This is a genomic window from Marinobacter salicampi (genome assembly GCF_011074795.1).
GTDB lineage: Bacteria > Pseudomonadota > Gammaproteobacteria > Pseudomonadales > Oleiphilaceae > Marinobacter > Marinobacter salicampi.
Window position 1 is genome coordinate 154515 of record NZ_JAAMPF010000036.1, and the last position, 14121, is coordinate 168635.

A 14121-nucleotide genomic window follows, 5' to 3' on the forward strand; every position below is an offset into this window, starting at 1 on the left:
AACCATGGCTGAAGCCGAGGAAGTCGTCAGTGACGCGGCCCGGTATGCTACGGTATATGCTCAGAAACTCTGGCGTAAACACAGGCGTCCGCCGGACCAGCCACAGACCGTGATGCTGGTTGATGTAGCTTCCCGGCTGGATCTTCTAATTACAGCCGTGTTTGACCGCAGCTACACCCTGCGCGCGGCACAGCTGCCTGCCCGGGCCACCCTGCTTGCCATGCTGTTCCGTTACCACCGCCGGCCCCGGCGACAAGGTGCCATCCCCGCCACAAACGGCGACTCTCTATGGTTACCGCCTGATTCCGGCATAGTGGATACTGCCTTCGGCGCCGAGCTATACCGGGCAATGGCCTTGCAGCAGATAGTGCGGGCGCGCCGGGGCGGGGCTGAGGTGCCGGTCACCCAGCTGAGCCCATTATTGGCGGATGTCTACCTTCTGCTTGAGGCCTACGCGGCTGACGAGCAACTGGCAGAACTGCTGCCGGGGCTGAAACATTCGGTAGACACCCTGCGCCGGTACGCACTGAAAGCGCGACCGGCACTCGACCAGTTCCCTGACTCCCGAAAGCCTCTTGAGCTGTTCCTGCGCAGGCTTCTTGGCAGTGAATGCGGCGCGCCGGACAGCGCCATTCCCATTGCATCTGAACCGCAGGAGTCTTTGGTCAACGCCCGTCGGGTGATAGAAGACTTTCACCTGCTACCCACCGGCATCACTGAACACCAGCTCGGACCGCTGCCGCTGGTGAAGGATTGGTGGACCGGGGAGTTACGTCCGCCACCTGGCACTGTTGAAACACTGCCAGTGGCCGGCGGAAACGATCAGGCAGCTGAGCCGGAAGACAGTGCCCCCAGGTCCGCCCGGCTTGCACGACGGCCGGATGAGCGCGAGGCCACCGAAGAGGAAAAGGAAGAGAACCCGGAGCCCGGCATCTGGATGGTGCAGGCGGACGAACCTCATCAGCATGCTGAAGACCCCTTTGGTCTCCAGCGCCCGACAGATCGGGACCAGGAAACCAGCGCTGATGAATTTGGCGATATGGTGTCTGAGCTGTCCAACGCGCGTCTGGTATCGACACCGGGCCGACCCAAGGAAGTGCTTTTGTCCGATGACCCGCCCGACGCCCGTGCCCGCCAGGAACTCAAGGCTGCCATAGCCGAGGGTAAGGGGTTCAGCTATCCGGAATGGGACTGCCGTAGGCGTATCTACCGTGAGCCCGGTTCGACCGTTCGGCTGCTCTCGTCACAGGCAGGCTCACAGAAATGGGTGGACACAACCCTCGCGGCTCATGAGTCCATGCTGACCGCCATTCGCAAACGTTTCGAGATGCTCCAGGCGCGGCGGGTAACTCGGCGGAAACAGCTCGACGGAGACCATATCGATCTCGATGCCTATATCGACAGCTACGCGGATTTTCGCGCTGGCAAATACATGGCGGAGGGCCTGTACCAGACCCGGCGCACGGCTGAACGCAACATGGCGATCACCCTCCTTATCGACATCAGCGGTTCCACGGACAGCTGGGTATCGGCCAACCGACGGGTCATCGATGTCGAGCGGGAAGCACTTCTGCTGGTATGTGCTGCGCTGGAGGGTCTGGGCGAACCCTATTCGGTGCAGGCCTTTTCCGGTGAAGGACCTGATGCTGTCACCGTGCGCCAGATAAAGGACTTTGGGGAGCACTACAGCAACGAAGTAGCGCTAAGGATCAGCGCACTGGAGCCCCAGCACTACACCCGGGCGGGCGCTGCCATACGCCATGCCACCGCCGGCCTGATGCGCCAGCCTGCAGCCCATCGTCTGCTGCTACTGATATCGGATGGCAAGCCCAGCGATAAAGACGATTATGAAGGTCGGTATGGGGTGGAGGACATGCGCCAATCGGTTACCGAATCCGGCCTGCAGGGCATTCACTGTTTCTGTCTGACCATTGATCGCCAGGCCGCAAACTATCTTCCCAGGGTTTTCGGGGCGCATGGCTACGCCTTGCTGACCCGACCTGAGTTATTGTCCTCGGCTTTGCTGAACTGGATGAAACGGCTGGTGACAGCTTAGCGCCAGGGCTTCCCTACCTGGCCACGCTCTATCCGCACCCTGCTCTTAGAGAGAGCTGATTCTTAACAGGATATTACAATCGCCACGGAACCGGTCGGCTTCCGGCTGCGTATCTTCTATTTCACCCTGGAAGAGCGATACTCAAAGCGATGGGTTCGGTACATGAGGTATCAAATAATTGCTTTGTCTAATGTTCAGGCTGGCCTGAAGCGGCCGATAACCAAATATATCCATATTTTTGGTGTTCAGTATGCAGCAAGACCTCAGTTCCAACGATGCCTCCACACTGACTGAAATACGCCAGCAAGCTGACTGGCACATGCTGTTGCTTCTGCTTGCCCATATCCCCGTGGTGGCTGGTCTGATCCCGATCGGCTACGGCACCTTCGGTTTTGCCCTAGTCAGCAGCGTGCTGGTAGGGCTTGCCTCGACAGCTGTTTATGCGCTCTGCCGTGGAACCCGCCTGGCGGGGGTACTGAATGGCTGTCTGCTGATGGTCTATTCCGCCATCATGATTCAGAGCCAGCTCGGCGTGACGGAGATGCACTTTCATATCTTTGCCGCCCTGGCCCTTGTGATTGTCTACCGGGACTGGCTGCCGGTAGTCGCTGCAGCTGGCCTGATCGCGGTTCACCACCTGTTGTTCACCGCCATGCACATGGGCGGGGTTACCCTCGGAGACATGCCCATCGTCATCTATGACCATGCCCCAAGCTGGGGAATGACCTTTGTCCACGCCGCCTTTGTGGTCTTCGAAGCAGTCATCCTGATCCTGATTGCACACCGGATCGGTGCCGAGCAGGCCCGCTCCATGGCCATGGTGGATATTGTCAACCGCTTCGCCCTGGACCATGACCTGCGGGGTCGCCTGCCTGGGAACCCGAACGACCGGGCAGCGCTCTCCTTCAATGCCATGATGGACCAGTTTTCAGCCGTGGTGGGTGAACTGGCTGGCCTTTCCGAAAAGCTCCGTTCGAGCTCCGGTCAGCTGAGTGTTATCAGCAGCCAGACCGGTGAGGCTGCCGATGAGCAGCGGGCCCAGACCGACCAGGCCGCCACCGCAACCGATGAAATGGTGGCAAGCATTCAGGAAGTGGCCGCCAACGCCCAGTCGGCCTCCCAGGCCGCGGGGAATTCCTACAAGGCTGCGACCAGTGGCGACGAGTCCATGGGATCGGCCGTGACACTGATGGATTCCCTCAATGCTTCCCTCGACCAGACCATCGGCGCGGTGAAATTGTTGGCTGAAAATGTTGAGGAGATTGCGTCTGTATCGAGCTCCATCAATGCCATTTCTGAGCAGACCAATCTGCTTGCCCTGAACGCGGCTATTGAAGCGGCCCGGGCCGGGGAGCACGGGCGCGGCTTTGCCGTGGTGGCAGATGAAGTGAGGCAGTTGTCAAAACGGACCCAGTCATTTACTGATCAGATCCGCAAGACCACCGAACGTTTGCAGGAAATGTCCGGCAAGACCCTGGCGTCCATGGAAGAAGGCAAGGCACGTTCGGGCGAGACCACCGCCGTCATCACCTCTGCCAAAGAAGTGATTTCAGGCATATTTACATCTGCCGGAACGGTGCGGGATATGAATGACCAGATCGCCGCCGCGGCCGAACAGCAGGCTGCCACTTCCCAGGAAATCAACCAGAACATCCACATCATTCTGGCCAAGAGCCAGGTCGTCATCGACGGCGCAGAAGGCGCCCGCCGGATGGCCGGAGAGATGAATGCCAGCATCGAGACCATCGACGGGATTGTGAATCGGTATAAGGTCGGGTAATCGTCCCTTGGCTATGTCGGACAGCGTACGCTATTCATCAACTGGCGCAGGACCCTGGTGCTCCTGCTCTTTTTGAAAGAACTGATAGCTGTTACGTCCGTGGTTCTTGCTGATGTACATGGCGGAATCTGCGGCAGCCATTAGGGCGTCTCCATCGAGGCTGTCGTCCGGGTAGATGGCGATGCCTACGCTCATGGTTATGCTTAGCTCATGACCATCAATAAGCCGGGGAGACGCAAATTGTGCCAGCACTTTTTCAGCGACCTTGGCGGCATCCTGTTTCTCTTCGATTTCTGAGAGCAGGACGACGAACTCGTCACCGCCGTGGCGACTCACGGTGTCGGTTGCCCGCACACATTCTCCAATCTCCGCGGCAATTGCCTGCAACAGGTGGTCGCCCACACTGTGGCCGAATGAGTCATTGATCTGTTTGAAGTAGTCCAGGTCGACGAACAGCAGGGCGATCTTTTTGCTGTGGCGGTCGGCCATGCCGATGGCCTGGGTAAGGCGTTCCGTCAGCAGCATTCGATTGGGCAGGCCGGTGAGGAAGTCGTGCTGGGCCTGGTGACTCATCCGTTTGATTTCGGGTTCTGACTGGCGGGCGTCATGGAAAACGATCACCGCGCCGGCGGTTCTGCCCTGGCGATTATGGATGGGCGCAGCGGAATCCTCGATTGCCAGGTCCGCACCGTCCCGGCGAATAAGCACGCTTCCCACCGCCAGTTCCACGATCCGGTTTTCATCAATTGCCCGCTGGGAGGGACTCTGGGCCCGCTCCCGGGTGACCCCGTCAAAAATGAAAAACACCTGTTCAATCGGGCGCCCGAGCGCCTCTTCCCGCGGCCAGCCGGTCATGGTCTCGGCCACCTTATTGAGGTAGATCACCTTATCTCGCGGGTCCACCACCAACACGGCATCGCCAATGGCATCAAGGGTAATCAATGCCATATCCTCGAACGACATGCTCTCAAGGGATGCCAGGGGAGGTCGGTTTATACCACTACCACGACGGCGGCCCGACCCCGTGTAAGAGGCGGAGCGGTGGTCATCGGTCGGGGTGGTCATCGGCATGTGTCCATGAAAAGGCCATACCTGCAAAACTAAACTTACCCTTCAGCCAGGTCTGTGCGGAAGCGCACACTTGTGATGCAGAGAAACGGGATGGGTTTCGGGAAGTGCGAGCTTCAGGCGGGCTGTCCGGTTGGGGAAAAGCCCGGTTTTAGCAGGCGGTCCGTCTCTTTCTTGACCACGGCGTAGCATTCGCAGCTCATTTGTTCGAGGCGGGGACGATCCATTACCTCGATGTGCCCGCGGCGGTATTCGATCACCCCAAGTTTCTGCAGCTTGCCCGCCGCCTCTGCTACCCCTTCCCGCCGTACGCCGAGCATATTGGCAATCAGCTCCTGGGTCATGACCAGGTGGTTGGAGTCCAGCCGGTCCAGAGAGAGCAACAGCCAGCGGCACAACTGCTGGTCAATGGAATGGTGGCGGTTGCAGACCGCGGTCTGGGCCATTTGGGTGATCAGTGCCTGGGTGTAGCGCAGGACCAGCGACATCAGTTCGCCGTGGCGGTTGAACTCATCGACCAGACGTTGGCCCAGTAACCGGTAACCGGTGCCCCCGCTCTGGACAAGGGCGCGGCTTGAGGTACTTTCGCCGCCCATGAATAACGAAATGCCCACCAGGCCTTCATTACCCACCACGGAGATTTCAGCCGAGGCGCCACTCTCCATGACATAGAGCAACGACACAATGCAGTCGGTGGGAAAGTATACATGGCGCATTTTATCGCCGGGCTCGTAGAGTACCTTGCCCAGGGGCATGGGTGTTTCTTCGAGATGGGGGAAGAGCCTCTCCTGGACACCCTCAGTCAGGGCCGCGAGGAGAGTGTTCTGCGCCGGGTTTGGGGCCAGGGACATGGTAATGCCTTCCTTTGGTGTGCAACGTATCCTGCTTCTACTGTACCTGACTTACGCCTGCTAATGTGCGAAACCGTACTTAGGTCTTATTGGCGAAAAGCAACAGACCCTGGAGATCGCCAAGCGGACACGTAAAAGTTCCCGTTACGAGTAATGCGTTTGATGCACAAGGCTGGAGGCGAAGCTTGAAGGCAGGGTCAGTCGTTTATCAGGTAATGGATTATCAGTTTACCGGGCACACCTGGCGGATGACGGGTGCTTTTCCAGACTCAGGGAAACATGCTGTTGTAATGATCAATACTTGCCCTGTAGCAACCGCAGGAGGCTGCCTCCAGGCCCGGGCGATCAATTACGGAGATCTTGCCTCGCCGATAGCGGATGATGCCTGTCCTCTGCAATCTGATGGCGGCAATGGTGACGGCGCCCCGCTGAACACCGAGCCTATCCGCGAGCAGCAGGTGGGTCAGCGGTAGTTTGTCAGTGCCTGCGCGATCGTGAGCCAGTAATAATCCCCGAGCCAGGCGCTTGCCGGCATCATGAAACCGGAGGCAGCCGGCAGATTGCAAGAGTTCCGCGACCACCACGTAGAGATAGCGCTGCAGGATAGGCAGCAATGCGGGGTAATCGATCAGCGCTGCCTGCAGGTCCCCGGCGCCTATCCGCAGGGCCTGACAGGGGGTCTGGACAATGCCCTGCTGGGACGCCCGGTTGATATCCAGTATCAGCGCCAGGCCAAGCATGCCTTCGCTGCCGATGCTTTCGGTCTCAAACGGCTGGTGGTCATCGAAGGCGTTGACCAGAGAAATATTTCCGTTAACGGGAAAATACGCGTACTCGAAGGGCAGCCCTGCCTCGCAGAGCACTGAGTCAAACGCAAGTTCAACACGGTCGCAGCGGGCCAGAACATCAATGCGTTGCCTGGCCGGCAAGCCGTTGATCAGGCGGTTTCCCTCTGGCGGAATGCCAGCAGTGTCCGCTTTTTCTTTCGGCGACATAGGGTCCTCCCTGGCATGAATTGCCGGGCATGCACAGAAGGTGACATGACCGGTCCACAGGCCAATGTCTATTAATAGAAGTACTTCCTCTGTGCGTTACACCGCTAACTCATTACATAACGCTGCTTTAGCTTTTATCCGAGACGGTCTGATGCTTATGGGTTCCTCTATAAAATGTAACGTTGGTGCATGTTTAAAGCGCGGTAGCGTACATACCAGGGTGTTTTCTGAGCACACAATGCTCGATGACGGCACAGACATTTGCGTATGTGAGTTTCCGTCTCATGTAAACGCGCTGGCGACGGCGCCACAGGAGAAAGCAATGAATAAGGACATTATTGAAGGCAACTGGAAAGAGCTCAAAGGCAAGGTAAAAGTCCAGTGGGGAAAGCTCACCGACGACCGCCTGGATGTGATGGATGGCAAGCGCGATCAGCTCAGCGGCGAAATTCAGCAGGCTTACGGCATTACCAAAGACGAAGCCGAAAAGCAGCTCAAGGCTTTCGAAGATTCCAACAGAGTCTGATCATCACGATTTGCAGAGCCTGATTGTAATGCCTGCGGTTTGACGCTGCAGGCAGTCAACCCATCCCTTCTTTGTGGGCGTGTAGGACCGCCCACGACCAGGGCAAGCACCAGGCTGAACTGCATGTTCACTGTCAGGCCGGTTTTCAGGTTTGCAAGAACTGAGATGCCGCCCAACAGTGCCCCGAACACATTACCGTCGCCCGCTCGCTAGCCTACCGAAGCAGCGCCCGTCCGGCGTCACAGTTGCACTGACGAAGTCAGGCTTCAGAAGGACCCTTGACATGAACCAGCCAAATCACCGTTATTTCACCCGCCGCGTCTCAAGTGCCTTGAGCCTGGCAGTGGCCGTTGTCCTTTTAAGTGCATGCAGCTCGGCCCCGCTGCCGCCGACCAACGCCTTGACTGAGGCCCGAGACGCTATCGACAGCGCCGAGCAGGAAGGTGCCCGCCAACACGCAGGCGCTGAACTCGACGACGCCCAGCAGAAACTGGAAATGGCGGAAAAATCCATCAGTAAAGAACAGATGGTTGAGGCCGAGCGTCTCGCCCGGGAATCGGCCATCGTGGCAAAGCTTGCCTCGGCGCGCACCGAATCCGCCAAAGCCGCAGCCATCAACAGGGAAATGGGCCGTGGCGCTGACGCCCTGACCGAAGAAATGCAGCGCACAGGAGATCAGCAATGAAAACGTCCCTAATGCAACCTCGCAAACGTGTAAAGCAGGCTACTGCCCTGACCGGGCTGCTGTTGTCCTCGCTGGTACTGGTGTCCTGTGCTTCTGCCCCGGGTGCGCCACAGGGCTCCGAACAGGTACGTGGCAAACTGACAACCCTGCAGGGCGACCCCAACCTGGCCGAGCGGGCCCGGGTCGAATTCAGGGAGGCTGAAGCGGCTGTTCGTATTGCAGAGCAGCCATTGCCCGAAGCCGATGCAGACCTGGGCAAACACCGGGTCTTCATGGCAGACCAGGCTGTTGCAATTGCCGAAGCCAAAGCAACCACCCGCTACGCGGAAGATCAGCGCCTGCGCCTGGGCGAGGAGCGTGACGCGGAGCGGTTGAGGGCGCGGACACTCGAAGTGAGCAATGCCCGTGACGATGCCACCGAGGCACGAGACGCAGCGGATGCAGCAGAGAGTTCGCAAGAGCAGGCGGCCGCCGGAGCAGCGCTGAAGGCAGAAGAGTATCAGCGCCAGATCGACGCCCTGGAAGCTGAGATCACCGACCGTGGCGTGGTCCTGACGCTGGGCGATGTGCTGTTCGCGACCGGAAGTGCGGAGCTTCAGGGTGGCGCCAACGGCAATCTCAACAAGCTGGTGAGTTTCCTGAACCAGTATCCCGACCGGCGTGTGCAGATTGAAGGACACACCGATAACGTCGGCAGTGCCTCACTCAACCAGGGACTGTCCCAACGTCGCGCCGACTCGGTTATGTCTTATCTGACTCAACAGGGCATAGCCTACCAACGACTGACCTCGGCAGGTATCGGCATGGACCGGCCGGTGGCAAACAATGACACCGCCAATGGGCGCCAGCAGAACCGTCGGGTAGAGATAATTGTAGAGAACCCTCCGCGGTCCTAGTGGGATGTCAGGGTCTGACCCAGGCATCCGGGGACAGGTTCTGTAGGATAAGAATGGTTGGAGTGTCAGGGCTTACGTTGATTGCGTAGGCCCTTTTTTATATGGCACCAGCGAGTTTTTGGGATCAGTGAGTTTATGAGGTAGACCGGTGAGTATTGCTTAGCCCTGCTGTGCACGGCAAAAAAATACGACGGAAAGCCGATACACCGGAGCTTTCGCGTCGCATTTTCTGCCGGCCCCGATGAGCGGGTGCCGGCCTGCTGCTGCGATTGCCAGCAGTTAACGGCCACCGCTGTGGCTGTTTTGCCCGCCTTTCTTGCCGGCCTTGCGGGCTTCTTCCGAGTCGAACTCGTGGGCATTGCCGCTTTCGTGGGCAGCCTTGCCAGCTTTGCGAGCCTCTTCGGAATCAAACTCGTGGGCATTGCCGCTTTCGTGGGCGGCCTTGCCAGCCTTGCGGGCTTCCTCGGAATCAAACTCATGGGCGTTGCCGCTTTCATGAGCTGCTTTGCCGCCTTTCCGGGCAATCTCTTCCTGCTTGTCCTTGTCCATTGAGGCGAATCCGCGGTTGTCAGTCCGGTTGTTAGCCATATGAGCTCTCCTTTTCTCTTGCGTCCAGTAACTATTGACGTAGTAACTGAGTTTGACGTAGTAACTGAGTTGTCACAGTAGCTTGGTGCCGGGTGCTGTCTTTTCTCTGGTTGAGCGGACATAAGCTGAAAAGCAAAAACACTTCTTTGCTCCCGACAGGTAAAAACTAACAACGACTCGGGCATCAGATCAATTACAATTAATTAAGTAAAAATGCAATTAAATCAATTACATACTAAAGCTCTTCCATAAAAGGCGATGTCACGACTGAGAGAAAGCTGTCATCATCGGAGGTGTAGGCTGGAGAATCCGAGGAGTGGCTTGCTAAGGTTTTGGCAACGGCCCAAGCATAGAGGAGTCGTCCATGTGCGGATATATCCGCCGCGTCACAGACAGCCCTGAAGTGGGAAATCTTCTGGAAGAAATCGGCCTTGGGGATCTGGTTCCGCCACTTTTCCGCCAGGCCCCCGGGGAAATGGAACACTTCTACCCGGCATTCGGCGGCAACGCAGAGCGCCGGATTCGTGGGCTGATCATCGCGGATGAAGGGCGGCCACGCCTGGTGGACGCAACCTGGTGGTTTGATTGTGTGGCCAGGGACGACCGGCTCGAAGTGGGCAAGCGGACGACCTTCAACGCCAGGAACCTCGATTCGCCCTTCTGGCGGGAACCCCTTCGCCATCACCGCGGCATTGTGGTGGCGACCGGTATTGGCGAATCCAAAAAAATTGGAGGGCGAAAGCACCAGTACCTGATGGAAGGGACCCGGCCCTTCCTTCTTGGTGCGTTATATTGCCCTTTCCCGAATGGGCAGTTCAGCTGCGCGGTTATAACCCGTGATGCCCACCTCAAGTTCGAGTCCTACCATGACAAGGCCTTTCCGCTGTTTCTGCCACCGACGCCGGAGTTCGTGGACCTGTGGCTGGACGAGACGATTACCCAGGCCCGGGAAATCGACCAGCTGCTTGAGCATCCCAGGCTATATGCGAATCTGGAAGTCGAGGAAGTGAAAACCTTTAAGAACGGCACAGTTTCACCCGTCGCCACTTTGCTTGAGGCTGATGAAGAAGGGGATCTTGCCCACCCATAACCCATAACCCCACGCCAGACGGTTGCTTTGTAGCTACAATTTGCCCGAGCCGGCCGGCACTGCGAATAGGGAGGCCTGTTCAGCTTCGGGGTTATGACCGACTGACCTGTTGCCATGGGCATAAAAAAGGAGGCTCGAAAGCCTCCCTTATTTACGCATGCTCGGCTAAATGCGGCGCTTAGGTCGCAGCGTGCTTCTCCTGCCGGTTAGACCACCATACCAGCGCCAGGGCTGGCGCAAGCAGAACCGCACTGATCATCGACAGCTCCAGGTTGGTGAAGGGCACTGGCCCGCCACCGGGTATCGCCAGAAGCATACCGCCGGCAATCAGCGCCAGACGTATTGGCCATTGAAGCACACGGTAAAGCGACAGATTGCCAACACCCAGCAGGTACCCCTGCATGCCGCCGGCAATCAATGCAACGCCGACAATGGCCTGGGACAACACCACCAGAATCTCGTCCCAGGCACCCTGGAGGATCAGTGCCGGGTTCAATACGAACAGGAACGGGATGAAGTAGATCACGCTGCCGAGCTTCATGGCCTGGAACCCTGTCTCCATTGCCCGCGCACCCGCTACTGATGCAGCAGCAAAGGCGCCCAGTGCCACCGGCGGCGTGATGAAACTCAGCATGCCCCAGTACAGGATGAACAGGTGGACAGCCAGCGGGTCCATACCGCCGCCGTTGATCAAGGCTGGTGCCAGAGCCACCGCCAGGAAAATATAGGCGGCCGTAACGGTCATGCCGATGCCCAGAATAAAGCTGGTTGCCGCGCCCATGAACAGCAGCACCAGCGTATTGCCGCCAGCAAGGAAAATCAGGTCATTGGCAATGGTGCCTGACATGCCGGTCACAGACAGCGCCCCGACCAGCAGCCCCACGCCCGCCAGGATCGCAATAAGTTCTGCGAACAGCTTGCCCGAACTGGAGAAAAACCCTTTCACTTCGTTCCAGCCCCAACGCTGGTAAGGCAGTATCTGGTTAATCACCAGCAACAAAGCAGTGGCGTAGAAAGGCGCAATTGCTTCCCGCCGAAGGAAGAACAGCAGCCAGATCAGCAGCACGAAAACGAAGATGAAGTACCAGCCTTCTTTCAGGGTCTGGCGCAGGGAAGGCAGCTCATCTGCGGGCAAACCCTTGAGTTCGTGACGGGCGGCGTAGGCATCGATCTGGATGAACAGCCCCATGAAGTACAGGAATGAAGGCACCACCGCCGCCAGCGCAATCGTACCGTAGGGAATATTCAGAAAGCTGGCCATGATAAACGCCGTTGCACCCATGACCGGCGGCATCAGTACGCCACCGGTGGAGGCACAGGCTTCAACACCGGCTGCGTATGAGCGTCCGAAGCCGACCCTGCGCATCGCCGGGATAGACAGCACACCGGTGGTGAGCACGTTGGTGATGACGCTGCCGCTCATGGAGCCCATCAGGCCGGAGGAGAATACAGCCACCTTGGCAGGACCACCCCTGACATGGCCCAGCAGGGCAAACGCCAGGTTAATGAAAAACTTGCCGCCGCCGGTCTGCTGAAGAGCCACACCGAAGAGCAGAAAGCCGATGACCAGATTGGCAAAGGCCTGCAGCGGAATGCCCATAACGCTTTCACGACTCATGGCGTGGTAGATGGCGGTCTGGGAGGGTGAGGATGGGAAACCCTGGATCGGCCCCGGCATCACATCAGCGAAGATCGGATACAGGCTTGCGAACCCGACAATGATCCCGATCGGCCAGCCACCGGCGCGTCGGGCTGTCTCAAGGACGACGCCCCAGAACAGAAAGCTCATCACAAGGGCGTACTCCGGGGCTTCGTATTCCCAGCCGCTGTCGAGAATACGCTCGGCATTGAACACGAAGAAGCCGCACACGGAGGTAGCAAACAAATACAGGATAATGTCGTACCAGGGCACACGGGTATGGGAAGCCTTGCGAGAGGCTGGCCAGAGTACAAAAACCAGCGGCAGCATCAGTGCTACCACGGTATAGAAGAATTGGCTTTCCACCTCGGTTACGAAAGTAAAAAGCCCCAGGTTGAACAGGTAGTCAATCGCCAGCAGGGTCAGAGCCAGGGTCGCGACCCTGGGCACCCAGAGCCAGAACCCATCGAGCTGGCGGATACCGGATATTTTAGCCGGACTAACGGGTTGTGCCTTGGGCAAACTCATGTGATCAGAGGCTCCGGAGAATATTTGAGGGTGACAACTGAAACGCCGGAGTATCGAAGCCTGAGCCCCGGTACCCCGGCGTAGCGGGAGGTCTTAGCGGAAAACCGGTTCCATTCCCTCGGCTTCAAGAGCTTTGGCACGGGCTTCCATCCAGCTGCTACGGAATTCGTCTTCGTCTTCCGGCGGGTTGGAGTCCATGAAGTCTTTCCAGGTGCTCTGCAGGACTTCCTGGCGTTTAACCAGCTTATCCTGATGCGCCTGCATGTCCTCGGTCCAGTGATCGATTTCCTTGTAATACTCCACAACCGCTTCGTGATAAGGGATTACCCACTGCATGTTCTGGTTTTCCAGCGAGTAACCGGCGTTACCGGGGGCAGCGTCCTTGTACTTGTCGTGATCCTCAATCAGCACCCGGATCAGGCTGCCTGCGGTTTTGTCGTCCAGGTCCTCATTGCCGACCAGTATCGGGTACGGATAGCTCGCGCCGATCCACGGGTCGTCCTTACCATAGCCCTCGCCAGCGGCAGCCGTGACCTTGTGAGGCTGGAAATACGGCGCTACATTCCGGAGACGCTCCCAACCTTCTTCGTTATCCGGGTCGAGTTTCGGCCATACGATACCCCTTGGGCTGGCAGCCAGCTGCTGGGCTGGCGGTGCCACACTCATGGTGAACGCAGCGTCAGCCTGATTGGCCACGATGCCCTCGAACGACCGGCCGTAACCGGGGAATTCAACCCGCTCAACGTCATCCCAGGTCAGATCGCCGAAAGCCAGGAAGGCCTCAGTGCCGACATTCAAGGCGTCATCACCGCGGATATAGGCCACCCGCTTGCCTTTGAGATCTTCCGGGGTTTCGACGTCGATATCACCGGCAACCGCGACACCCAGGCCAAAACTGGCAGTTGAGGTGGCAATCAGGCGGATCGGCTGTGGTCCCCATTGCGGGTCGGCGAAGAGGAGTACACCTTCGGCCCCGTAATAGCTGGCTATACCGCAAGCGCAGAGCGGCACTCGCCCGGTTCGCAGCGGAGTCATCCGGGAAACGTCATTCTCACCGGGCAGGATACGCAGGGAGGTACCGTATTCGTTCTTCAGGAGGTTGCCAATGGAAACCATTTGAGTGTAACCGGCCGACCCGGTCCCGTACGCCGTCATTGCGAGGGTGTCGGGCAGTTCGACATTGTCGGCACTGTGGGCGAACAGCGGTGTGGCACTTAGTACACCGACGAGCAGACTTTTGTTGATTTTATGCATCGTACTTTGTCCTGTGTGGTTGTCCGGATCTCCGGCCTGTGACCAGAAATGGCACTGGGGCCAGTTGCCGGATCAAAACGTTTGTCAGAGCAAATTCAGTATAGTCAACCTGTGGCATTGTCCTAAAAACCTGCTCTTTTTAATCACCCGGGTGTGGTGGCCCGG

At 58.2% G+C, this 14121-nt stretch carries 12 protein-coding genes; 6 read left to right on the plus strand and 6 right to left on the minus strand.

Annotated features, from left to right (window positions below):
* The first annotated feature begins 4 nt into the window (after positions 1–4).
* Both G7W63_RS18595 and G7W63_RS18600 read left to right on the plus strand, forming a co-directional pair.
* Positions 5–2056, plus strand: coding sequence for a nitric oxide reductase activation protein NorD (locus G7W63_RS18595; protein ID WP_166261920.1), 2052 nt, complete (start codon positions 5–7; stop codon positions 2054–2056).
* A gap of 250 nt (positions 2057–2306) precedes the next feature.
* Positions 2307–3836 (plus strand): methyl-accepting chemotaxis protein, encoded by a 1530-nt coding sequence (locus tag G7W63_RS18600; protein ID WP_166261922.1) that lies wholly within the window; start codon positions 2307–2309, stop codon positions 3834–3836.
* 30 nt (positions 3837–3866) lie between these two features.
* On the opposite strand, the gene G7W63_RS18605 is transcribed toward G7W63_RS18600, so the two are convergent.
* The 3 genes from G7W63_RS18605 to G7W63_RS18615 all read right to left on the minus strand — a co-directional run bounded on the left by G7W63_RS18605 (position 3867) and on the right by G7W63_RS18615 (position 6750).
* Positions 3867–4901: a diguanylate cyclase domain-containing protein gene (locus G7W63_RS18605; RefSeq protein WP_207308998.1), complete on the minus strand. Its 1035-nt coding sequence runs from the start codon at positions 4899–4901 to the stop codon at positions 3867–3869.
* A 119-nt stretch (positions 4902–5020) separates the two neighbouring features.
* Positions 5021–5755, minus strand: coding sequence for a Crp/Fnr family transcriptional regulator (locus G7W63_RS18610; RefSeq protein ID WP_166261936.1), 735 nt, complete (start codon positions 5753–5755; stop codon positions 5021–5023).
* A gap of 269 nt (positions 5756–6024) precedes the next feature.
* Positions 6025–6750, minus strand: coding sequence for a Crp/Fnr family transcriptional regulator (locus tag G7W63_RS18615; protein ID WP_166261938.1), 726 nt, complete (start codon positions 6748–6750; stop codon positions 6025–6027).
* 322 nt (positions 6751–7072) lie between these two features.
* Between G7W63_RS18615 and G7W63_RS18620 the strand changes: the two genes are divergently transcribed.
* From G7W63_RS18620 to G7W63_RS18630, 3 genes are all read left to right on the plus strand, one after another.
* Positions 7073–7276 (plus strand): CsbD family protein, encoded by a 204-nt coding sequence (locus G7W63_RS18620; protein ID WP_166261940.1) that lies wholly within the window; start codon positions 7073–7075, stop codon positions 7274–7276.
* A gap of 283 nt (positions 7277–7559) precedes the next feature.
* The gene (locus G7W63_RS18625; RefSeq protein ID WP_166261942.1) at positions 7560–7961 is read left to right on the plus strand and encodes a DUF4398 domain-containing protein; all 402 of its coding nucleotides are present in this window, start codon (positions 7560–7562) and stop codon (positions 7959–7961) included.
* Entirely contained in the window at positions 7958–8857 is a 900-nt protein-coding gene (locus G7W63_RS18630) for an OmpA family protein (RefSeq protein WP_207308999.1), read from the plus strand. Before G7W63_RS18625 ends, G7W63_RS18630 begins: the two co-directional genes overlap by 4 nt.
* A 279-nt stretch (positions 8858–9136) precedes the next feature.
* On the opposite strand, the gene G7W63_RS18635 is transcribed toward G7W63_RS18630, so the two are convergent.
* A complete protein-coding gene (locus tag G7W63_RS18635; protein WP_166261944.1) occupies positions 9137–9445 on the minus strand; it encodes a KGG domain-containing protein in 309 nt (102 codons plus the stop codon).
* Positions 9446–9809: 364 nt separating this feature from the next.
* On the opposite strand from G7W63_RS18635, the gene G7W63_RS18640 reads away from it, so the two are divergent.
* Positions 9810–10535, plus strand: a complete 726-nt coding sequence (locus tag G7W63_RS18640) for an SOS response-associated peptidase family protein (RefSeq protein ID WP_166261946.1) — start codon at positions 9810–9812, stop codon at positions 10533–10535.
* A gap of 178 nt (positions 10536–10713) precedes the next feature.
* On the opposite strand, the gene G7W63_RS18645 is transcribed toward G7W63_RS18640, so the two are convergent.
* Both G7W63_RS18645 and G7W63_RS18650 read right to left on the minus strand, forming a co-directional pair.
* Positions 10714–12702 (minus strand): TRAP transporter permease, encoded by a 1989-nt coding sequence (locus G7W63_RS18645; RefSeq protein ID WP_166261948.1) that lies wholly within the window; start codon positions 12700–12702, stop codon positions 10714–10716.
* Positions 12703–12795: 93 nt separating this feature from the next.
* Positions 12796–13956, minus strand: a complete 1161-nt coding sequence (locus tag G7W63_RS18650; RefSeq protein ID WP_166261950.1) for a TAXI family TRAP transporter solute-binding subunit — start codon at positions 13954–13956, stop codon at positions 12796–12798.
* Between the last annotated feature and the right edge of the window lie 165 nt (positions 13957–14121).

What these genes read in the sequence shown, in the direction of transcription:
- G7W63_RS18620 (WP_166261940.1), top strand. Translation starts at nt 7,073, where the DNA reads ATGAATAAGGACATTATTGAAGGCAACTGGAAAGAGCTCAAAGGCAAG.
- G7W63_RS18645 (WP_166261948.1), bottom strand. Translation starts at nt 12,702, where the DNA reads ATGAGTTTGCCCAAGGCACAACCCGTTAGTCCGGCTAAAATATCCGGT.
- G7W63_RS18600 (WP_166261922.1), top strand. Translation starts at nt 2,307, where the DNA reads ATGCAGCAAGACCTCAGTTCCAACGATGCCTCCACACTGACTGAAATA.
- G7W63_RS18640 (WP_166261946.1), top strand. Translation starts at nt 9,810, where the DNA reads ATGTGCGGATATATCCGCCGCGTCACAGACAGCCCTGAAGTGGGAAAT.
- G7W63_RS18610 (WP_166261936.1), bottom strand. Translation starts at nt 5,755, where the DNA reads ATGTCCCTGGCCCCAAACCCGGCGCAGAACACTCTCCTCGCGGCCCTG.
- G7W63_RS18605 (WP_207308998.1), bottom strand. Translation starts at nt 4,901, where the DNA reads ATGACCACCCCGACCGATGACCACCGCTCCGCCTCTTACACGGGGTCG.
- G7W63_RS18615 (WP_166261938.1), bottom strand. Translation starts at nt 6,750, where the DNA reads ATGTCGCCGAAAGAAAAAGCGGACACTGCTGGCATTCCGCCAGAGGGA.
- G7W63_RS18635 (WP_166261944.1), bottom strand. Translation starts at nt 9,445, where the DNA reads ATGGCTAACAACCGGACTGACAACCGCGGATTCGCCTCAATGGACAAG.
- G7W63_RS18625 (WP_166261942.1), top strand. Translation starts at nt 7,560, where the DNA reads ATGAACCAGCCAAATCACCGTTATTTCACCCGCCGCGTCTCAAGTGCC.
- G7W63_RS18595 (WP_166261920.1), top strand. Translation starts at nt 5, where the DNA reads ATGGCTGAAGCCGAGGAAGTCGTCAGTGACGCGGCCCGGTATGCTACG.
- G7W63_RS18650 (WP_166261950.1), bottom strand. Translation starts at nt 13,956, where the DNA reads ATGCATAAAATCAACAAAAGTCTGCTCGTCGGTGTACTAAGTGCCACA.
- G7W63_RS18630 (WP_207308999.1), top strand. Translation starts at nt 7,958, where the DNA reads ATGAAAACGTCCCTAATGCAACCTCGCAAACGTGTAAAGCAGGCTACT.